This window comes from Actinoplanes aureus, assembly GCF_015704865.1.
Classification (GTDB): domain Bacteria; phylum Actinomycetota; class Actinomycetes; order Mycobacteriales; family Micromonosporaceae; genus Actinoplanes; species Actinoplanes aureus.
The window spans coordinates 1-20,332 of the sequence record NZ_JADQTO010000035.1; the positions used below are offsets into that span (position 1 = coordinate 1).

17 protein-coding genes and 2 rRNA genes are annotated in these 20,332 nt (G+C 66.6%); 8 read left to right on the forward strand and 11 right to left on the reverse strand.

Going from position 1 to position 20,332, the window contains the following annotated elements:
* The 3 genes from I4J89_RS42685 to I4J89_RS42695 all read left to right on the forward strand — a co-directional run.
* Positions 1 to 128: ribosomal RNA gene (locus I4J89_RS42685) — 23S ribosomal RNA — on the forward strand; the annotation flags it as partial.
* 112 nt (positions 129 to 240) lie between these two features.
* A 5S ribosomal RNA gene (gene rrf, locus I4J89_RS42690) occupies positions 241 to 357 on the forward strand.
* Positions 358 to 739: 382 nt separating this feature from the next.
* On the forward strand, positions 740 to 1,213 hold the full coding sequence (locus I4J89_RS42695; RefSeq protein ID WP_196419937.1) for a hypothetical protein: 474 nt from the start codon (positions 740 to 742) through the stop codon (positions 1,211 to 1,213).
* 168 nt (positions 1,214 to 1,381) lie between these two features.
* On the opposite strand, the gene I4J89_RS42700 is transcribed toward I4J89_RS42695, so the two are convergent.
* The 3 genes from I4J89_RS42700 to I4J89_RS42710 form a co-directional block, all read right to left on the reverse strand.
* Positions 1,382 to 2,599, reverse strand: a complete 1,218-nt coding sequence (locus I4J89_RS42700; RefSeq protein WP_196419938.1) for a phytase — start codon at positions 2,597 to 2,599, stop codon at positions 1,382 to 1,384.
* A gap of 460 nt (positions 2,600 to 3,059) precedes the next feature.
* Positions 3,060 to 3,935 carry a phosphotransferase enzyme family protein gene (locus I4J89_RS42705; protein ID WP_196419939.1) on the reverse strand — a complete coding sequence of 292 codons (876 nt, stop codon included), beginning with the start codon at positions 3,933 to 3,935 and terminating at the stop codon, positions 3,060 to 3,062.
* 39 nt (positions 3,936 to 3,974) lie between these two features.
* A complete protein-coding gene (locus tag I4J89_RS42710) occupies positions 3,975 to 5,258 on the reverse strand; it encodes a hypothetical protein (protein ID WP_230860564.1) in 1,284 nt (427 codons plus the stop codon).
* Between the two features lie 486 nt (positions 5,259 to 5,744).
* Between I4J89_RS42710 and I4J89_RS42715 the strand changes: the two genes are divergently transcribed.
* On the forward strand, positions 5,745 to 5,939 hold the full coding sequence (locus I4J89_RS42715; RefSeq protein WP_196419941.1) for a hypothetical protein: 195 nt from the start codon (positions 5,745 to 5,747) through the stop codon (positions 5,937 to 5,939).
* Between the two features lie 331 nt (positions 5,940 to 6,270).
* Positions 6,271 to 7,050 (forward strand): SAM-dependent methyltransferase, encoded by a 780-nt coding sequence (locus tag I4J89_RS42720; RefSeq protein ID WP_196419942.1) that lies wholly within the window; start codon positions 6,271 to 6,273, stop codon positions 7,048 to 7,050.
* A gap of 290 nt (positions 7,051 to 7,340) precedes the next feature.
* Here I4J89_RS42720 and I4J89_RS42725 read toward each other — a convergent pair whose 3' ends face one another.
* From I4J89_RS42725 to I4J89_RS42740, 4 genes are all read right to left on the reverse strand, one after another.
* A complete protein-coding gene (locus I4J89_RS42725; protein WP_196419943.1) occupies positions 7,341 to 7,625 on the reverse strand; it encodes a hypothetical protein in 285 nt (94 codons plus the stop codon).
* A complete protein-coding gene (locus tag I4J89_RS42730; RefSeq protein ID WP_196419944.1) occupies positions 7,618 to 8,667 on the reverse strand; it encodes a WXG100 family type VII secretion target in 1,050 nt (349 codons plus the stop codon). The genes I4J89_RS42725 and I4J89_RS42730 overlap by 8 nt, the downstream gene beginning before the upstream one ends.
* 57 nt (positions 8,668 to 8,724) lie before the next feature.
* Entirely contained in the window at positions 8,725 to 9,093 is a 369-nt protein-coding gene (locus tag I4J89_RS42735; RefSeq protein WP_196419945.1) for a hypothetical protein, read from the reverse strand.
* A gap of 830 nt (positions 9,094 to 9,923) precedes the next feature.
* Entirely contained in the window at positions 9,924 to 10,400 is a 477-nt protein-coding gene (locus I4J89_RS42740; protein ID WP_196419946.1) for a hypothetical protein, read from the reverse strand.
* Between the two features lie 284 nt (positions 10,401 to 10,684).
* Here I4J89_RS42740 and I4J89_RS42745 point away from each other — a divergent pair, with 284 nt between their 5' ends.
* The gene (locus I4J89_RS42745; RefSeq protein WP_196419947.1) at positions 10,685 to 11,275 is read left to right on the forward strand and encodes a DinB family protein; all 591 of its coding nucleotides are present in this window, start codon (positions 10,685 to 10,687) and stop codon (positions 11,273 to 11,275) included.
* Between the two features lie 379 nt (positions 11,276 to 11,654).
* On the opposite strand, the gene I4J89_RS42750 is transcribed toward I4J89_RS42745, so the two are convergent.
* Positions 11,655 to 12,743, reverse strand: a complete 1,089-nt coding sequence (locus I4J89_RS42750) for a calcium-binding protein (RefSeq protein ID WP_196419948.1) — start codon at positions 12,741 to 12,743, stop codon at positions 11,655 to 11,657.
* Positions 12,744 to 13,092: 349 nt separating this feature from the next.
* Between I4J89_RS42750 and I4J89_RS42755 the strand changes: the two genes are divergently transcribed.
* Positions 13,093 to 13,989, forward strand: coding sequence for a S1 family peptidase (locus I4J89_RS42755; protein ID WP_196419949.1), 897 nt, complete (start codon positions 13,093 to 13,095; stop codon positions 13,987 to 13,989).
* Positions 13,990 to 14,373: 384 nt separating this feature from the next.
* Here the strand turns inward: I4J89_RS42755 and I4J89_RS42760 are convergent, their stop codons facing one another.
* The 3 genes from I4J89_RS42760 to I4J89_RS42770 form a co-directional block, all read right to left on the reverse strand.
* Positions 14,374 to 14,739, reverse strand: coding sequence for a hypothetical protein (locus I4J89_RS42760; protein WP_230860565.1), 366 nt, complete (start codon positions 14,737 to 14,739; stop codon positions 14,374 to 14,376).
* 73 nt (positions 14,740 to 14,812) lie between these two features.
* Positions 14,813 to 16,312 carry a hypothetical protein gene (locus I4J89_RS42765; RefSeq protein WP_196419950.1) on the reverse strand — a complete coding sequence of 500 codons (1,500 nt, stop codon included), beginning with the start codon at positions 16,310 to 16,312 and terminating at the stop codon, positions 14,813 to 14,815.
* 6 nt (positions 16,313 to 16,318) lie between these two features.
* Complete coding sequence (locus tag I4J89_RS42770) at positions 16,319 to 18,991, reverse strand: hypothetical protein (RefSeq protein ID WP_196419951.1); 2,673 nt, start codon at positions 18,989 to 18,991, stop codon at positions 16,319 to 16,321.
* Between the two features lie 119 nt (positions 18,992 to 19,110).
* Between I4J89_RS42770 and I4J89_RS42775 the strand changes: the two genes are divergently transcribed.
* Complete coding sequence (locus I4J89_RS42775) at positions 19,111 to 20,310, forward strand: restriction endonuclease (protein WP_196419952.1); 1,200 nt, start codon at positions 19,111 to 19,113, stop codon at positions 20,308 to 20,310.
* The last annotated feature ends 22 nt before the right edge of the window (positions 20,311 to 20,332 follow it).

The following is a 20,332-nucleotide window of genomic DNA, read 5'->3' on the forward strand; positions in this document are numbered from 1 at the left end:
CGAGATGAGGTATCCCACCACCTTGAGTGGGTAAGGCCCCCAGCTAGACGACTGGGTTGATAGGCCGGAAATGTAAGCACGGTAACGTGTTGAGTTGACCGGTACTAATAGGCCGAGGGCTTAACCACCTTAAACTTTATGCTTGCGTCCACTGTGTGATTCACAGCAAACGAACAACCACCCCCGATCCTGGGAAACCAGGAAAAGGGTTGCTGGTCTGTTTGTGGTGCTGACAGTTGTTTCGGTGGTCATAGCGGTGGGGAAACGCCCGGTAACATTCCGAACCCGGTAGCTAAGCCCGCCAGCGCCGATGGTACTGCACTCGGGAGGGTGTGGGAGAGTAGGACGCCGCCGGACTCAACGTGACAGAAAGGCCCACCCGGAAACGGGTGGGCCTTTCTTTTTGTCTTGACGTCGTTATCTATCCGTGACCTCGGTTCGGCAACCAAACGTTCTAGAGCGCGCATCGCACTAGTGACAGGGGCGCAGAGAGAGCAAGCGGCGCAGAGAGAGCAAGCGGGGACGAGGCAAAGCGATGCGACGTAAGGCAGCGGTTCTGGTGGGAGTTGTCGGCCTGGCGCTGATCACCGGGTGCGGCAGTTCGCCGGGGCAGGGATCCGGCGCTGTGGAGCCGGGCGGTGGGACTTCGCCGGCGGCCTCGGTCTCGGGCGGTGCGCCGGGTTCGGTCTCGGGCGGTGCGCCGGCGTCGAACTCATCCGCGGTGGGATCGGGATCTGGCATGGAGGCTGCGGAGGGATCCGGATCGGGCCAGGCGAATGGGCCGGCCGGGGAGCTGGTGCTTGGTCCGGATGGACTGGGTGGGCTGGAGCTGGGGATGACCCATGAGAAGGCCTTGAAGACGGGACTGCTCACCGGGGAGGGTGAGGTGGGTGCCGGGCCCGGCTGCAACACCGACTACAAGCCGAAGGCGGCCGGCACGGCAGACGCGCCTGTGTTCTTCTCGGACCTTGGATTGGTGTCGATCACCGCGTACCCGGGAGCGGCTACCCCGGAGGGGATCGAGCTGGGTAGCACGGTTGCGGCGTTGAAGAAGGCTTACCCGGATTGGGAGGTCGTGACCGGGCCGGGAGCGGAAGGGCGTGGCTGGGCGAAGGTGCCTGGGAACAGCGCGGCCGTCTTCAACGTCACCGTCGAGGATGGACGGGTTGAACACATGAACCTGCAGCTGAGGACTCAGAACTGCTACGAGTGACCCGTTCGACGGCCGGGATTGGGGCGTCGGGTGGCATGGGGGCGGTCGTGGGTTTTGCGGTAGCGGCGTAGCCGGGGACTGGGTAGCGCCGCGCGGTGGGTGTGGGGCGTACCGGAAAAAGGTTGGCCCGGCAGAAGGGATTCTGCCGGGCCGGGACGTGCGGGGTTGTCAGGACGGGAGGCCGAGCTTGCGCCAGTCGACGTACTTGAAGTTGGTGCTGGTGCGGTCGTCGTTCGGGACGTTCTCGCCGTCGTGCAGGACCAGCAGGCCCTTCGGGTAGCCGGGGAGGGCGACCGCGGTGACCGCGGCGCCGTCGGAGTGCTGAACGCCGTCCGTGCTGGGGCCGTCGGTGACGGTGAAGATCTTGATCGGCTTGTTCGTGCGGCGGTCGTAGACGAAGAAGCGGCTGTCACCCTGGCTGGAGATGATCAGGTAGCCGTCACGCTTGCCGGTCGGGTAGATCGTGGCGCCCTCGACGTCGGCGCGGATGCGGCCGCCGAAGCCCGGGTCGTTCGGGTAGTCGACCACGCACTCCTCGGACTCGGGGTCGTAGGCGGCGGGGATGCCGTACTCCGCGACCCGCTCGACGATGCGCGGGAGGCTGCTGAACGTGCCGCCCTTCAGGTTGATGCGCCAGAGGGCGACGTCCTCCTGAGCGGCGTAGAGGACACCGGCTGCGGCGTCGACGACCATGCCCTCGACCTGCGGATCCTCACCTGGTTCGGCGCACGGCGACCAGCTGGTGCCGTCCGGGAGGCGGAACTCGCGGGGCAGGTCGAGAAGGTCGGAGGTGCGGTAGGTGACCTTCCCGTTCTTCTCCTCGAGGCGGAAGATGCCGAGGCGGGTGGTGTGCCGCCGGCTCACCACGGCGTAACGGTCGTAGACGGCCACGCCGTAGCCGGTCGCCTGCTCCTCGACCTCGGCCTCGTCCTTGGAGAAGAGCAGCGGGACATCGGCCGAGGTGATGTCGGTGAGGCCGGCCGCCTCGATCTGGTAGATGCGCAGCTTGTCCAGACCGCGGTCGGTGACGACGGCGACGTCGACCTTGCGCTTGCCCAGCTTGAAGCCGGTCATGATGTCGACGTTGTTGAACCGGCCGCCCTCGGGCGTGGCGATCGACTGGATCTCACGGCCCTTCAGGTCGTAGACCCGCAGGCCGCCGTTCTTGGCGGTGCCGATGACCAGGCTGCGGGCCCGGTCAGCCGAGTTGATCCAGATCGCGGGGTCGTCCGCGTCCGCGTCGCCGCCGGCCTCGTCGTCGAAGAGCGCGGGCGTCTCGACATTGGCGGTGATCTCGCGAGGTGGCCGCTCGGTCGCGTACGCCGGAGCGCCGGCGGCGAGGGTAGTCAGAGCGACGAGAGCGGCGATGCCGGAAGTCCGTTGCATGAACGTCGATGATTCCAGATGCGGCTGACAAATTGATGGCTGGTTGTTGACCGCTAGGGGTGATCCACACGGACGGTTTGGGGGTAACTGGGAGGCGCTCGCGGCACGGCGGGTGCGATGATTGCGACGCGAGGCGGGGTCGGTACCCTGACTTGCGCGGGCCGCTAGCTCAATGGCAGAGCTGTGGACTTTTAACCCACAGAAACACCCGGAGCAGCCTTCGCCGCAGCGGCCTCGACCTGCGAAAATGCAGTTGGTTACTGTCGAATGTGGAACCCGGCTGCTCCTAGGCGGATCGTGTGTCGGCCGGATGTCAACGACACTATTCCCCGACTTGTCGTGCTGGAAATTGCGGCTCTGCTCTGGCGGCTCAGCGTCAGGACGATGGTTGACGTCGACCCTGCGTCATGGGTCGCTGCGACCGGGGCACCGAAACGAGGTCTCGCCGACGATCGCTGGGCTACAAGATGTTCCATAGAGTCGAGTTCTGCGGGTCTTGTCGAAGGCTGGCGATGCGGCGGTGGACCTCGGCTGCGGCAGGGCTGTTGGGTGCCGATTTTCGGGCGTTGGTAGCGATCATCTGCAGTTCGCGGAGCGCGCACAGGTGCGCGAAGCGCTCCCAGCCGCGTGGGTCGCGCCCGTAGGTGGTGACGAAGTCCGGGAAGTTATCGCTGCCGAAGCGGCGGCAGTGCACCGCGACGGTGGCGACGTCCCATACGCGCGGTCCGGTGGAAGCGCTGTCCCAGTCAGCAAGTACGGGTGTGCCGTCGTCGCGGCGCAGAGCGTTGCGGATCTGAGGATCGGACTGGATGAGACCGCTGCCCCATGGCATGGCGGTGCCCCAGATCGGCGCGAGTTCTTCGAGACGACGGGTGAGTAGCTTGCGGTCATCGGAGGTCAGGATCGCCGAGGAGTCGATCGAGCGGCGGATCCCGGTTATCGGGTCGAGTGTGGTGGGCACGCCTGAAGGCGGAAGAGGCAGGGCGTGCAGGCGACGTAGCAGAGACCCGAGTTCGCCCGTGGTTACTGGCTGGGTGGTGGAGCCGTTGAGTCGCTGCCAAACCGTGATCGCGTGGTCGTTGATCTGGAGAGGCTGGACCACGCCTGGGTGGAGGAGAACAGTTGGAAAGCTCTGGTTCTGCAGCCACGTGACGAGGTGCACCACGCGGCGTATGCGGTCGAGCGGGACCGCCGGCGGGGAAATCTTGACCACGAGGTCGCGCACGGCATAGACAGCGTTGGTGTGGTGGCGCAGCAGTACGGCTTCATCTGGGGAGTAGCCGATGATTCGGCAGACCTCGTCGAGTACTGGTCGGGTCCGCTGCTCGACGAACATGGACGCTCCTGAGGGTCGAGTGCGGGGTCCATACCCGAATCAGGGTACGGGTTTCCGGCGGGTGCACTCGCGTAGGTAGTCGTCAAGTTCGGTGACGGTGCCGTCCCGCTGACCGGCCGGGATCGTGGCGACGATGTCGCGTGCGCGCGACAGGACGATCTCAGTGCGTTGAGGTTCGGAGAGGCAGGCGAGGGCCTCGCGGGCTACGGTGGCGGCTTCGCCGGTGCGGTGTTCTCGCGCCAGGCACATGGACCTATCTATCAGGATGAGTGCAGGGTCGATCGACGGCGAAGGGCTGGCTTGGTAGAGCGAGAGTGCCTCATCCTGCAGCTGGTAGGCGGTGGTCACGTCGCCCGCCCAGGCGGCGGTTCCGGACAGGTAGAACAAGAGACGTCGTGCCGGGAACTCGAACGCGGCGTTGCTGTCACTGTCGCCGGCTAGGTCGAACAGGTGGCGTGCCTGGCGCATCGCGCTGCGTGCTTGCCCGATGTCTCCAATGCGGGCCAGCGCCCGGGCACGGGCGGCAGCGGCCAGAGCGGTCACCGGACAGGGCGTGGTCGAAAGCTCCAGCGCATGTTCAGCCAGCATGATCGTCTGCTGGGGATCCCCGAAGTAGTAGGGGAGCATCGTGGCATGGGCTCGGACCAGTACACGCAGCCGGGAGTGCCCGCTGTCGTCGGAGGCAATGGCTGCTGTGCGGTACCACAGCCGGGCCTGGGTGGCATCGCCGAGGCGCATCAGAGCGTCCGCAGACAGAGTGGCAAGCAACGCCGCTGCGGCGGAGAGCCGAGCTTGAACCGCGGCCGGCTGCCGTCGCCGCGATAGAGCGACGACATCACTGCATTCGGCCGCAATATTCTGTAATACGTCCAGCGGCGCGGTGGACTGGTAATCGCAGATGTGCCCGTGCGTCGCCTCCTCGATCATCTCCAGCTGGCGCGTAGTGACTGTCGATGCCGCTAACGCTTCCTCCAATTGCATGCGCAGTGCCGCCAGCCCTTCCGAACGCTCAACGGTTGCGGTTTGCGTCGCCGGACCTGTCTCGCAGCCCAGGCCCATGACGGCGCGTGGGATGCGCAAACCGACCGCGACGCGTTCCAGGACCTCGTAGGCGGTGACCTGCCGGACGTTCTTGGCGATCTCGGCAGCCCGATTCGGGGAAAGGCCGACAAGCCCGCCGATGGCGCCGTACGAGACGCCTCGGGCGTGCAGGAACCGGAAGATGGCCGTGACGTCGCGTCGCTCCAGGAACTCGCGGATCGGGCGGCCTTCCCAGGTACCCGCAACCCACCAGCTCGGGTCGACTTCGACGCGCACCGGCATTTCCTCCCGTCGACAGCGGTACTACGCGTGCCGCATACACCCCGATCGCGGATGTCGCATCGACCCAGCGTGGCATCGAAAAACAGTGAGCTCAATGGTGGCGGCGGCGTTGACCCATCGTGGGTCCTCACCGTGGGCCACCCCAATGGATGAAAGGGGAACCGGTAGGCGTGACGATCGCCCGCAGATCGCCCGCAGATCGCCAGTAGGGACGTGGTGAGGTTCCCGGTGCACCCCCAGCGTGATCCTTCCATCCTTGCTGTCGACACGGGATCGTCGATGCATGCCGCCGTTAACGCCGTCGCCAGCGAGGCGTTAGTGCTTGTCGACGGTGCGCACCCAGCGCGGCCCGAAACGCAGCCGAGTGGTGCAATGCCATCGTCGGTGGGCATGCAGGTAGACCAACTCGCAGTTGGCTGAATGGATGCCTGTGGCATCGGGGTACACAGCACCGACTGCTTAGAAAGCTTTACGAGGGAGAGCGCGTTGATAGACGGAAGCGAGGTTTCCATTCGCGCGATCGCGGATCTGGTCGCAGACTGCCTATCGGAGCGGGGCTACGCCTTCGTCGAGGAGGACAAGATCGACGCGCTCGCAGCCACCCTGGAAGCATTCCTGTTGACGGCCGGGATTCCGACGAACGCATCGGAGGTCGGGGAGCCGGAGCCGCGGTCGGCCTAGATCGTGGCGGTGGCGGCGAGAACGCACATCCAGCCGGAAAGCTGCTGGCGAACAAATCGGTCCGCCAAGCGGAGCCGATCGCTCTATCCGCCTCATATCGTCGCGTCATCAGCGAACAGGTCACCTATCACTACCGACCATCGAGTTACTACCGGCCGTCGGCGGGGGAGTCGTGCGTGTTCAGCGTCCTGGCAACCCGTCCTCTGCGGCTGTTTGGCGGGGCACCCGTTGCCGACACTGCGCCGCGCGCGGGCGGCACCGCCTTCAACGACGGTGCGGCAATGAGAAGACTGCCTTCGAGTGACGTCCCCGACGACCCTTGCGTGGCCGCATGAGTACGGCATTCAACCCCAACCAGCCCGCCACGGCGCGGATCTGGAATTACCTTCTTGGCGGTAAGGACAACTTCGCCGTCGACCGGCATGCTGCTGAGAACCTACTCAACACATTTCCCGTCCTCTGGCACGCAAGCCGCGAGGATTACGCTTTTCTGTTGCGGGCCGTGGGGTATCTCGCCGCCGAGGCGGGCATTCGGCAGTTCCTCGACATCGGCACTGGCTTGCCGTCTTCCCCCGCCGTACATGAAGTGGCTCGGGGCATAGACCGGAGCGCCCGGGTGGTGCACGTCGATCACGACGCGATCGTCGGCGTGCACGCTCAATCCCAGCTGACTGGCGACTACCTCGACGCGGATCTGCGGGATGTAGATGCGCTTCTGGCAGCGTTGCGCCAGAGCGTCCTGGATCTGACCGAACCGGTCGGGTTGCTGCTCACCGCCGTACTGCACGAGATTCCAGACGAGCAGGATCCCCACCGCATCGTCCGGCAGCTGATAGCGGCGCTGCCATCCGGTAGTCACGTCGTCTTGTCGCACCCGACCGCTGACCTGACTGACCGGTACCTGCTGGCCGGACTTGCCGCCGGGTACGGATGGGGGCCGTTCCAAGCCCGTAGCCGTGACGAGTTGACACGCTTGCTGGACGGCCTCGAAGTAGTCGATCCAGGCCTCGTCATCCCTTCGCGCTGGCGTCCGAAACTGCAGCCGTCGCCGTGTGGACACTGTGGTCCGGGCCATGCGATCTCATACGCCGCCGTCGGGAGACGGCCTTGAACCCTACCGGCCTTCGCTCCTGTGCCCCAGGGAATCGAAAGGCGTGGCCCCTAGCCCTGCGCGACCAGTGGCGGTCTTGATGAGCAACGGCCGGGCAGATCCAGCGCCGTAGGTGGGCTGAGCGGACGGGTTTGTCGACCGGTGTACGTCCGAGCGGTCTGAGGCGCAGAGTACTCGCCGACGATCGCCGTCCCGGCGATTACTTCGCCCTGCCTACCGGACAGCCGCCTCACCAGGCACGGTCGCCGCTGGGCAGGTAGAGAATCGCTCGCCTCGCTCGGCACGTCCCTCTACTCAGGCGCAGTGAAGTGCGTCCGTCCCACGCCTTCCAACTCGGCACGCTCGCCAGGGGTCATCTCCTGGTACTTCGTCCAGAACTCGCCGATCGCTTCACCGACCTCGTCGCCGTACGCGCTGCTTGTAGCGACCTGGCGCAGAGATGCGCCGTCGAGCACGTCGCGGGCCATCTCGCGCATCTGGTCGCTGCCCTGTTCGGCGATCGATGCGAGGGTCTGACGCAGCGCCTGAGCAAGGCGAGCGTCACCGTGGGCGATGTCGAGGATCTCGTCAGACATGGGCACCTGCTCCAGTCAACGGGTGGTCGTAGCCGGCCCCTGCGCCGATGACGGGGAGATTGACCGAGTCGAGGTCATTGAGATTGAGGTTGAGCCCGGACCGGAACGTCATGATCGCCGTGTTGGCCACAGCGAGGTACTTGGTGATCTGCGCCCACTGTTCGAGGATTCTGGCCGCGCTGACGGCTGCAACGCCGTAGCCGACCACCGCGCCGACGCCAGTCGCCGCTGTGACGGTCCCGCCGACCGCGGCGATCCCGGTGATGATCGCGGTGTCGCACATGCCCTTGAGCAGGCCGCCGATAGCGTCTCCGGCTGACCACACCGCGTCCGCCATAACCTTGTACTCGTCGCCGATCTTCACGAGCGGGGCACGGAGGCTGTCGATGGCAGTGGCAAGATCGGTGAAGTACCGGTAAGCGGCCTCCCCGGCGTTGCCTTGCCAGAACTGCTGCAGCGACGACGCCCCGGACTGGATGTTCAGGGCGATGTCGTGCAGCGCCGCCGACGCGCCGGCCAGGACGGACGGCATCCGGGCGAACGTCTCCCAGTCGCCGACAATCTTGTTCTGCACCTCCTGGATCGGATCAAAGCCGAGGACCGTGTCAAGGCCCTTCATGATCCAGGCGGTAGGGCTGATGTAGTCCATGAATCCCAGCCGGTTAACCGGGCTGTCCGGCTCTTCAGGCGGTGGGATGAGGTTCGATTCCGGGTTCTTCGGATCACCGAACAGCGCCGGCTTGCAGACGATGCCGGCATTCTCGTACTCAAGCGCAGGAGGGCACATCCGGATGGCTGCCGGAAGCGCGCGATCCAGGTTCGCCGCCGCCGCAAGATCCGTCTCCCGGTAATAGCCTGCTGTCGAGCGTAACTCCGGTGCCGAGAATTCAAGGACGCACGTCAGGCGGTGGAAGGTGCTCTGGATGGTGACGATGGCGTCTGCGTTCTTCTCTTCGGCCAGAGCCCATAGCTCACCGCCCGTGCCGTCGGTAGCCCACTTAGCAACGTAGGGGGCTGACTGTCTGGGCGTCCGATCGGGCACGATCCAGTTGATCTGCGTACGACATCAGAGCTGACGGTTCCGCCTTCAGGACGGGCATCAGTTGGCTCCCGCCGCTATCGCCAAGCCTGCAACCCCCAGAACGGTCAGTGCCGCCGCGAAAATTTGAAGAGACCGCATCAGCATCGGATAAGGCTTACTCGCGAAGAACCCGGCCCCGCATACTCCACCGACGGCGCAAATCAAGTGCGAGACCAGACGAACACCAGTAACCCCACCCTGCGAGAGGGTGAGAACAGAGAAGACGCCGAGGGCGATGCTCAGGGCGGCGGCGAGGACCTGCAAGTTCCAGAGACCCGTCCGCTGGACACTCTTGAACGGGTTCTCGTGCTGAGCCGCAGCCGCCGCCCGGTCCCGGGCGGTGCCGCGCTGCTGGTTGCTCTTTCTGCGGTCCGGTTTCCTGGCCACGGCAGCGACCGTACCAAGCGAAATCACCCCTCGACTGCCCTCCATCCCATGCTTCGCAGGAGTCTGCGAACTCGCTGCCATCGATGAACCAGCCGATCCGACGAGGCGTTACGCCGTCATCAGTTGACGACGCCCACCAACCGACGCAACTCGTCGAAGACCTCTCTCCATCTTCGAAAGCCAGGCTGATCGTGCCGGCGTGACCTATCCGGCGCCGCTCGGCAGCGTCGGCGATGGCTGGACTGGTCACGGATGGTGAGCAGGCGGCAGGCAGTGGCGACGGCGGCGGTGGCGGCCTGCTCGGTCAGGCCGCGTTGACGCACGGGTCATGGCGATCTCCTCACTGAGCTGGTGGTGCGGCGGGGCGATGGCGTAGTAGCTGGTCGTAGGCGGCGACCGACGGGAGCCGGCGGGTGTCTGGCGGCAGATTCGCCAGCCGTCGCAGAGTCAGCGACGTGACCGGCGTGGGTGCCGGCCGTGGTGCGTTGGGAACGGGCTTGTCGGCGTACGGGTTTCCGGCGCGGAGCCCAGGTACGCCAAAGGCGCAGAGGTCCGGGCGTGTAGCGCTGGGGACGCTGTGACGCCGGCCGCTCTGGCGGTGTACGCCGACCGCTCACGGTGAGTAATCGGTGGACGTGGCTTCCCGCTCGGATCGCGGCTACAGATCAGCGCATGGCTTCGGTGTCGGGACGCCGGCAATGCCATGGCCCGTATTCAGGCTGCCTCACGGCCGCGCCGAGCGTCAGACAGGAGGGAATGGCGACCAACGAGCTGTGAACGGCTGCGTCCGGACGTGAGCTCTCGGGCGAACGCCTGGCCCGCCGGGGTGATCAGTTTCGTTTCGCTCCGAACGGCCGGGTCATGCCCGGCTGACCGAACTCAAGGCGCCCGTTGGCGTAATGCATGAGGTCAGGCGCTGGTTCCTGGTCATGGCGAAGGAAGCCGATCCAGCCTGCCGTCGTCGACTGCGATGCGATCCACTCGGTCAGGTCCAGCACCCAACCGAGTTCATCGTCGTGGACGCACTGCCGCACAGTGAGTAGCCACCGTTGTTGACCGTCCGGGTAGATCCGATTCGTCGCCGGCAGCATGACCGCCACGTCAACGCCATCGAACGAGTGGCTCTGCGACAGCCCAGAGAACAGCGGCACCGGCTCTCCGATGAACCAATCGGCGTCGGGCAGCGCTTGAAACCGCATGGGTGGCGCGTCGACGAGGCCCAGATGCCACCTGATCTCATACATCACCTCGTCTGGCAATCCGGGCTGGAGCTCGACCGACAGGAAGAGGTCGTAGTAGTCGCTCACGCGGCGAAGGATAGGCGAGCCAATGCCCGAACCCGTCCACCGCCCTCCGCTGACCGCCCCTTTGAACGACCTGGCCGAATCCCAGCAAGACGAGCCCATGATCGTGCACCGTCATCGGCAGTCGCGCATCCAGCAACGGAACGCATTGTACCGAGCGTGACGTCACGCCGGGACGCTGGCGCGCGCGTCGCGGCAGATTCGGATACTGGTCCAGTCCAGCCGGGCACCGACCTTGCCAGCGACAGCTCGCGCGATGGCTGGCGGGTTGAGGAAGACTGGCGGGCATGGCTGATTTGGGCGACCCGAAGGCTGCGCTGCACCACTACCTGCAGGCCACTCGCGATGACCTGATCTGGAAGCTCGAGGGGCTAAGCGAACGTGAGGCCAGGGTGCCCCGCACCGCGACCGGCAACAATCTTTTGGGAGTCCTCAAGCACTGCCTCAATATCGAAGCTGGCTACTTCGGACCGACCTTCGGCCGCGAGTTCACGGGTCACCAGGAGTTGGTCCCCATGTCGGCATACGACGAGGACCCGCAGGCAGACTGGTACGCGCGGGCAGACGAGAGCAAGGACGGGCTGGTCGACCTGTATCGCTGCGTCGGGGTATTCGCAGACCAGACGATCGAACAGCTACCGCTCGACGCGCCGGGGCGAGTGCCTTGGTGGCAACCCGGCAGAGATGTCGTGACACTGCAACGGATCATCATCCACGTGACCTGCGACCTCGCCCGGCACGCCGGTCACGCCGACATCATGCGCGAGCAGCACGACAGGGCGATCGGCGAGCGTCGGGAGAACACCAACGTTCCCGACGACTACGACTGGCCAGGCTACGTCACCAAGTTGACGAAGCTCGCCGACCGGTTCGAATAGCCAGCCAGCCACCGAGGTCGGCATCCGGTCATCGGCAAATCCGGACACCGCCGTTCCCGTACGCGGTGACTTAGCGTAGTCGATAGCGCTCGGCATGGACGTCCTGCAGACGGACCGACGTCGGTGGTTGCTGTGTACTTCGTGGCGTTCGCGGCTCTGCACCTCAAGAGTCCGTACGCCGACAGCGACGCCAGGTGCGACCGCGCTTGAACGCTTTCCGGCACTGCTTGATCGCCTATTAAGGTATCGACTCTCGACGTCGATACACCGGCTCGAAGCGGGCGTCCGGGTGACGGCACCGGCTTGCAGCCGTGTATTCGCCGGCGATGGTCAGGCGTCGGAGCTCATCGGTGCCGATGGCCGGGGATTCGGATTGTTGTCACTTCTCGCAGCCGATCAGGGTGTCCTTCTTCGCCTTCTGGCAGTGGTCGCCGCCGTAGCTGGTGTTGCTGCCACCGTCGAGCAGGTCGGCGACCTGCGTCTCGTAGTCTCCACCGTCCAGGTAGTCGTCGTCGGCACCGCCGTAGATCTTGTCCTTGCCGTCACCGCCGTTGATCGAGTCGACGCCGGCGCCGCCGTAGATCACGTCGTTGCCCTCGCCGCCGGAGAACGAGCCGTTCCCGGCGTTCCCGACGATCCGGTCGTTGCCTGAACCGCCGAAGATGGACTCGACGTCGGTGCCCACGGTGTCGTGCTCACCGGCCTGCCCGTCGTCGCCCTTGACACCGTCGGTGTCGACGACGACCCGCTTGGTGTAGCCGGCGTAGCTGACGATGTCGGTGCCGGGTCCACCGAGCAGGACGTCCGCCGCGAGCGCCCTGCGCGGTTCGTCGCCGCGAAGCAGGTCGTGATCCGCCCCGCCGTCAAGGTGGTCGCGGCCCAGCCCACCCTCGAGGATGTCGGCACCGGCGTCGCCGTAGAGCTTGTCGTTGCCCTCGAAGCCGAATAGCTGGTCGTCACCGATGCCGCCGCGCAGGGTGTCGTGGCCGGTCATGCCCCACAAGGTGTCCTTGCCACTGCGGCCGTCGGCCTTGTCGTTCCCACTCCCGGCCTGGATCTTGTCGCCGAGCAAGCCGCCGGTAATGGTGTCGTTGCCGCTTCCGCTGAACGCGCTCATCCGTATGTCGGAGTCGTTGACGATGACGTCGTTGCGATCCTCGGTGTAGATCGTGACCCGGCTGGGCACCGTCGCCGTGGCACATCTGACTTTAGTTTTATCGCCATTGACCTTCTTGCAGCCCTTGCCGGCCGTGACGGCGACCTTGTCGTCGATCGTGATCGTGTTGCCGGAGCGCGTGATCACCACCTTGTTCTGCTTGCCGCTGGCCGCCTTGTACTGCACCTTCGTGGCAGCGGTCACCGATGCGACGCCGGTGCCGGCCGCCTGCGCCGGAGAGGTGACCGCGGCGACAGCGGCAAGCGTGAGCACAGCGATACCGCCGGCCGCCGGCCGACCGAACCCGAGCATGGCGATCCTTCCAAGATCATGAATGCTGGCGGAACGGTACCGTGTCGACGTAACGATGCCAAGACCCATCAATGGACCGCAGCGGCGTCGTCTGAAGGGCGCGACCATCACAGGGTGTCGTGAAGCGGTGCGCGACGAGCCCGGTGGCAATGCTTGTCCTGGTGGAGGTTGCAGGCGCCGGCCGGCGCCGGCCGTCGAGTGGCCATCCTCCGGTGAGAAGCCAGGTGTCGAAACGTTGAAGCTCTGCCCGGCAGTGGTGTGCCAATCGCAACGATCAAGCGTGCGGCGTGAACTTGTCGAGGGGGGCCCTGCGTAGCCGACATCAGGACATCACACCTGGGGGGATGGGTTGAAAAGGCTCAAGGCAACGCTGGCCGTCACCGGTGGTATCGCCGTGGCGGCAACGGTTATCACCGTCACGCCGTCCGCCAACGCCATCGTCGGCGGCGACTCGGTTGTCACGGACGGCATAACGCCGCAACCTGCGGTCGTGAAGTTGTTCGGCGGCGACCGCGGCTTTCTCGATCAGACCGACGTCTGCAGCGGCACCCTGATCTCACCCACGTGGGTGCTGACCGCACAGCACTGCACCAACAAGGCGGACGTGCAAGGCGACCCGTGGCAGTCCGACGAGATGACGGTCGCCTTCCGGCGCGGGGCCGGCAATGCCGCCTATGAACGAACCCCTGTCGAGATCATCAGGATGCCCAACTACCTGCAGGAACCTGGCGGCGACGACATCGCGCTACTTCGTCTGGACCCGCCCGTCAGCGACATCGCGCCCATCCCGGTGCTCGACGGGAACGCCTTCGCGTCGGTGACGTCGATAGACCGATTCGGCTTCGGCCTGTCCAAGGAGCCGAGCTGGCGCAATCAGTGGGTGAATCACGGCCAGGGACCCAGCGACGTCTACGACGTACGCAGGTCGACGGAGAGCGTGCTCCCCTGGGAGCAGGCCGCGACGATCGTTCCGGCGTGCCCGCAGGAGGACACCCGTGGATGTTGGATCGACGGCAACACCCTGCTGACCGTCGACATCGGCGAAGGACACTCGGCCAAGGGCGACAGCGGCGGTCCCGCCCTAGTTACCGTCGCCGGGGGTGGCTACGCCATCGCCGGCGTCACCCAAGGCTCGGCGAGCGCAGACGGCAAGCACTACGGATTCTCCAACCGAGTCGACACCCACAGCCGCGCCTTCGACTTCGTAGCCCGCAACGTCGGAGTCATGGCGGTCGCCCGGCCCTGAACAGGAAGGACCGCGTCGGCTGGCGCTGACATCCGGATCTAATGCCGCTGATAACGCCCGTCGAGGCCGATCCGGAGCCGCGAAATGACGGATTCCGGGAAATTGGGCACATAGAGTTACCGGCGGCAAGGTCCGAGTCAGGGCATCACGGGTGGTGGCGCGATGGCAGCGTAGCTCCATGTCGAGCGATGCGATACCGGAGATCCCCCATCGGCTGCGGTATGCACAGTCTCGCTGGGAGGACGGTGGGCGTCCAGGGCAGCAAGCCATGAGGTGGAAAAGATCCACCTGGCAGGCCACTCTTCCAGAGCATCATGACCTGCTGGCGTCGTTGCCGGACCTAGCGATCTTTGGTCTCCAGAATCTTCATGATTGAGGCAAGTTTTAGGCGGCGCGGGGCAGCCGGGCGCGGGTGGCGTAATGGTCGACGTGCTGGGTGATGGTGGTGAGGGCGGCGCGGAGTTCGGGTGGGGCTTGCGGCTGATCGGCGCTGGTGAGCGGGACGAGCAGCCGGTGGTAGACCTTGGTGTAGAAGATCGCGATGCGGATGCCGTCGGGCGTGAGGGTGTAGCGGTTGTGGCCGGGGAGTCGGCGGATCAGGCCGTTGAGGCGTAGCCGGCGCAGGTCGTAGGTCATCTGGTTGGGGCGGTAGTCGCTGCCGAGCAGCCCGGCGATCAAGACGCGCAGGTGCTTGTTGGTGAAGCCGGTCGCGGCGAGCAGGGTGTGGCAGAGGGCGCCGGTCAGGGCCATGACCCGGGGATCGCCGAACCGCAGGGCCGGGGTCCTGCCACCCGCCGCATCCAGCGCCGACCAGCACAACTAATTAGACCGCGGCGACGGTTAGGGCTCCGCGGGTGAACGCGGCCAGAATGCGCTGGTGGGTCTGCCGGGGCAGGGACCGCGGGCCGGGCTCGCCGAGCGGCGTGCCGGGGCGCGCCGGGGTTGTGTCGAGCAGCTCGTCCAGCCCGTGCCGGGCGATCATCAGCAGGCCGTGGGTGGCACGCGTGCAGGTGACCGCGAGCCGGCCGAACGCGGAGTTGAACTCGTCCAGCTCCTCGGCCCCGGACAACGGGTGGATGGCTACCGTGATCGCGTTGGTCTGGCCCTGCCAGGAGTCGACGGTCGAGGCGATCAGGACCCCGTCGGGCAGGTCGTAGCGTTCGGTCAGCCGTTCGACCAGGTCGTTGGCGTCGTCCACGGCCTGGTTACGGGTGGCGAGGATGACGATCAGGGGGTCGCCCTGCGGGTTCGCCGAGTCGACGACGACCTCGCCCTCCGGGCGGCCCTGACCGTCGTAGCTGCGCGCGTAGGTCCGGAAGCCGTTCTTCAGCAACGGGTCCAGCAGCTCTTCGAGGACGCCGAGCAGCGGAAGGTCGATGTCCGGCGCCTCCGGGTCGGGCAGCCCGCCGACTTCGAGCAGGGTAGGGGCGCCGCCTGCGACCGCGGCCCAGACCGAGCCGGCCACGCCGGTCAGCGGCGGGAGATCCAGCGCCCGGTCGCCCGGCCCGGCCACGCAGTGCAGCTGGTCCCAGTCGGTGTAGAAGGCGCGCCACAGCGGCAGCTGCGCGGCCGTGGGCCGCCAAACGGCCGGGAGATCGACGACGCGGGTCGTCGCGCTGGCCGGGTAGGACGTGGGCCAGGCCCGGTACGGGTTGTAGCCCGCATCGCCGCGCCACGGGTTTTGCTGCCCGGGCTCCAGCGGCGGGAGTTGCCCGACGTCGCCGACTCCTACGGAGATCGGCGCCAGCCCTTGCACTGTGGCGTAGCGGTGTCCCGGCAACTGCCACGCCTCGTCGACGAACAGTACGTCGAAGGGCAGGTCGCCGTTGCCGGCCGGGCCGACGTTCTCGATCAGCCGTTTCAGCTCGCCGAGGGCGCCCAGCTTGTGGGAGGTCCCGACGACGACGTCGCAGGTGTTCGGGATGTCGCCGGTGGTCGTCGCGATCGACACGCTGTCGCGTACGTCCGCAGGAACTTCCAACGCCCGGTCACGGGCGACGAACAGGCAGACCCGCTCCGCGCCCAGCTCCCGGCCGAGAGCGCCGGCCAGCGGGAAGATCTGCTTGTTCGCGAAGGCGGTCACCCCGACCCGGGAACAGCGGGGATGGGCCAGCGCCTGCCGGACCATATGCCGCAGCGCGTACGTCTTCCCGGCGCCCGCCGCGGCACGCACTAAAATCTTGTCGTACTCGGCGACCCCGCTCAGCGCCGCGGTCAGCGCCTGGCCGGCCTCGGCTGCGGCCACCGTGTTGCCGCGGGCCGCCTCGCCGTGGTGAAGCGCCTCGTGCGCATCGATGGCAGCAGTGGTGAAGGTGACGGTCATCGCAGCTCAGTCCAGGTCGTCGAGGGTCAGGGAGTCCGGGGCCGGCGCTTCTCCGGGGTCGGGCACGTCGATGCCGGGAGTGACGTCGAAGTGTTCGGTGTCGATCAGCGGCGGCCACACCTGCGGGTTCAGCTCGCCGCGCTCGCGACGCTGGGCGAGCTCGTCGGACCATTCGGCCTCGGCCGCGGCGTGCGGCTTGCAGCACCAGCGATGCCCGTCCGGATCCTCCGCATAGCTGGTGGTGGTGCAGTCGAGCTTCGGTGCCGACTGGTTGTCCAGCGACGGCCGGCCGACCGCGATCTCGTGGCCGGACTTGAACGCCTTGCCGAACCAGGCGATATCCGCCAACACCAGCTCATCGCCGACGGCGAGGGCCGGTTCGACCACCGGCTGCCAGACGAGCCCCTCGATGTCCTCAACCGCGGACAGCGGCCCGGCCGGCAGGCGGCCCAGTTTGAAGGAACCCTTCTGGATCGCCACCGTAGTGGTGTCCTGCTCGACCAGGCTGCGGTCGTTGACGTGCAGCGCCACGACCTGCACGCCGTCGCCCAGGCGCCGTGACCGCACGTCGAGGCGGATCGGGTTCACGCCGATCACCGTCGCCAGGGCCAGTTGCCGGACGCCCGCATCGGCGGCCCGGTCCCGGGCGAGCGACCGGTCGGCCAGGCAGGCGAGCTGGTCACCGCAGGACCGGTCGGCGTCGAGAACCTCCACCTGGGTGTTGCGCCAATGCGGGTACATGCGGGAGAAGCGGACCAGATCGGAGGCCTGCAGCCGCTGCCGGCGACGCCAAATCTGCTGCGCGTCACCCTCCAGCGCCTGGTAGACGTCACGCAGCCTGGATACGGGCAGGCCGTCGAGGATCGCGAAGGCCCGCTCCAGGACGCTGACCCGGTAGTCCAGCGCAGCGGTCACCAGACGGTCGTACACAATCTGATCTCTTTTGCGCAGCGCATGATGGACGGCGTCGGAGGCCCAGTTGGACAGCCGGGCGCCCGGCGTCTCGCTCTGTTCCGCGACCGTGTCCGACACCTTGCGGTGGTCCAGCGGCGTGATGGCCCCGGCCCAGGTGACCAGGTAGTCCAGGCGCCCGGAGTCCACCGCCGGGCCGCCAGCCACGACGTGTACGAGCAGCACGCCGTGCAGGTCGATGATCGGCGTACGCAGGAGCATGGTCCGAGCCCGGTCCTCTTCCAGCAGGAAGCTGACCGCCAGCCTCTCGTCCGCGGTCAGCGGCTCGGGAAGGTCCGCCTCCTCGCCGTCGAAGGTGCGCAGGGGCCGGTCGCAGTCCTTGTCGCGCTGCCAGCGCAGCCGACTCAGCTCGACGCCGGCCAGGGAGTCCGCGGCGCTCGCCAGCAGGTCGGCCGTCGGCTGGTCCGGGACGATCAGATGCACCGGTTCCAAGCCGGCCTCATGGTGTTTCCGGATGGCGTGGCCGAGCAGGCCCATCACTGCCCGGCGGCTGTCGGCGGCCTGCGGGTCGGCGAAGGTGCGCCGGATCCACACGCCGGGCCCGTCCGCGCCGACCGGCTGTACCGCGACGCCGTGCACGCCCAGCGCCGAGCCGTCAGACTTGACCAGCACCAGGTTGATGGTGCCGGGCCGGCCGGACTGGTCGATGCGTGGGCGCCGGTTCCACTGCGGCATGCCGGTGACAGTGGCGGTGATCTGAGCGACTGTGGTGTGCGGCGCGCGGCCGGATTCGCCCGAGCCGGTGACCAGGGGCAGCATCGCGCTGCGCTGCCGGGGAGCGACGCCGATCTCGATGAGCAAGGCCTTCGGGTCCTCGGACGAGCGCAGTTCGGTGCGGCAGTAGGAGAACAGGTTGCAGGTCGTACAGCTGCCGGGGTCGAAGGTCGCTTCGAGGTGGGCGACGTAGGCCGTGAGCTGATCCTGGGTCGGCGCACCCCCGCCGAACGTGGATTGGGCCGCGAGCCGCTCGTGTGCCCGGGCGCGGACCTCCGCCCGGTGGTCGTCCAGTCGTTCGACGACTGCCTGCGGGCGCAGGAACGCGTTGCGGGGAACGGCGAGCGTGCCGTGGCTGTGGACGGTCATGCCGTCGGGCAGTCTGGTCCACGCCGCCGCGGACTCGGCACCAAGTGCGACCTGCAGGAAGCCCTTGAGCATCCGGCCGTCATCGATCCGGGACCGTACCCGTTCGTAGTCCTTCGCGTCGCCCATGATCAGCCACGACCCCGCCGCCGCGTCGCCGTCGGCGGGACGGGGGCAGACGATTACAAAGTCCGGCAGGATGCTGCTGGCCTCGGGAACGTGCTCGAGTTCGAGATAGGGAACGGCGAGCCCGACCAGCATGGTTGCTTCCCCTGCGAGCATTGCCTGCCGGTGGGCGTGAGTTAGCTCGGTGGCCGTGATGCCGACATTGACGCGGCACTCGCGGCGGCGCACGGCGGCCGGGCGGGGCATCCCGAGCTGTCCCATCGTGGTGGTGAGCAGCTCAGCGACGAAGCGGTCGTCGCCCACGAGTTTCTCGAAAGTCATCGCCCGAATCCAGCGGGCCTGGGGTATACCGGCGCTGTTGTCGGGTTCACCCAGCCGGGCTGCCAGGCTTCGGCGGCTCTCCCCGGTGACGAAAGAATCAGTCAACCGGAAACGCTCACACCCGGCGTGCGCCGAGGCCGCCACGGCGCTGGTGCCACCGCCGGTCTGCAGTCCGCCCATGCAATCCTCTTCCTCGCCGCCTAGGTCTGTCCGCCGATCGATCGGACGGCAAGGCCGCCATGTGAGCGGTTCGGTGTCGTCGTGGGCCAAGCAGCCGATGAGCGCACTACAGTGAGCCAGTGACATCCGCACGCCCGCTCTGGCGCTTTGATCAGCTCCGCAGCGCCGATCTCGTATTGGATGCCGAGTATGAAGGCGGCACTGCAGGCAACACCGGCGACGATCCACTCAACCGGCTTCTGCCGGTCGGCAACCAGGGCGGCTTCCGCTACAAAGGCTCGCCGACCCGCGAGGGCGTCAAGCTCGTCGTCCTGTATACATCCGGTGAAAACCCAGACTGGCCCGATGCCCTCGACGAGAAGACCGGGCTCTTCACCTACTACGGCGACAACCGCTCCCCTGGTCGTCTCCTGCACGAAACGCCGCGCTCGGGCAACGTTATCCTCCGGGACGCCTTCGCCGCAGCACACGCCGATGAGATAGCACGCCAGCAGGTACCGCCCTTCCTTCTCTTCGCGAAGGCCAATGCCAGCGGCCGTAACGTCGTGTTCCGTGGGCTAATTGCCCCAGGCGCCGACACCCTGGCAGCCGATGACGACTTGCAGGCCATCTGGCGCAGCACGCGTGGGCAGCGTTTCCAGAACTACCGAGCTGCCTTCACCGTGCTCGACACGCCGGTCGTCAGCCGCGCTTGGATCGGTCAAATCCTCGCCGGACAACCGCTCGGTGATGCTTGCCCGCCAGCATGGGCAGAGTGGGTCCGCGGTCGCGCCTACCGAACTCTGGCCGCGCCAGCAACCAAGGTCGTCCGGAGCCGAGCGGAGCAGCTGCCGACCGACGCTGTAGGCCAGCAGATCTTGAGCACGATCCACCAGCACTTCGCCGACCGTTGGAGCGACTTCGAGGCCTGCGCCGTAGAACTCTGGCGCATGATGGCACCGAACACCGGCGTCACGGCCGTCACCCGGGCCAGCCGCGACTTTGGACGAGACGCGATCGGCATCTACCAGCTCGGACCGGCAGCCGACCGGATCACGCTCGACTTCGTACTCGAAGCGAAGTGCTACGGGCCCGACAATTCCGTCGGAGTCAAAGAGACCTCACGGCTCATTTCCAGGATCCGGCACCGCATGTTCGGCGTGCTCGTCACCACCTCATACGTCCACGACCAGGCATACAGCGAAGTTCGCGAGGATCAACACCCCATCGTCATTATCTGCGGCCGCGACATCGTCGACGTGCTCCAGCAGAAGGGGTACACCACACCTGCCGCCGTAGCTGCCTGGCTAAATTCCGCGTTCCCTCCGAACGCTCGATAGGACACAAAGCTGCTGGTCTCAA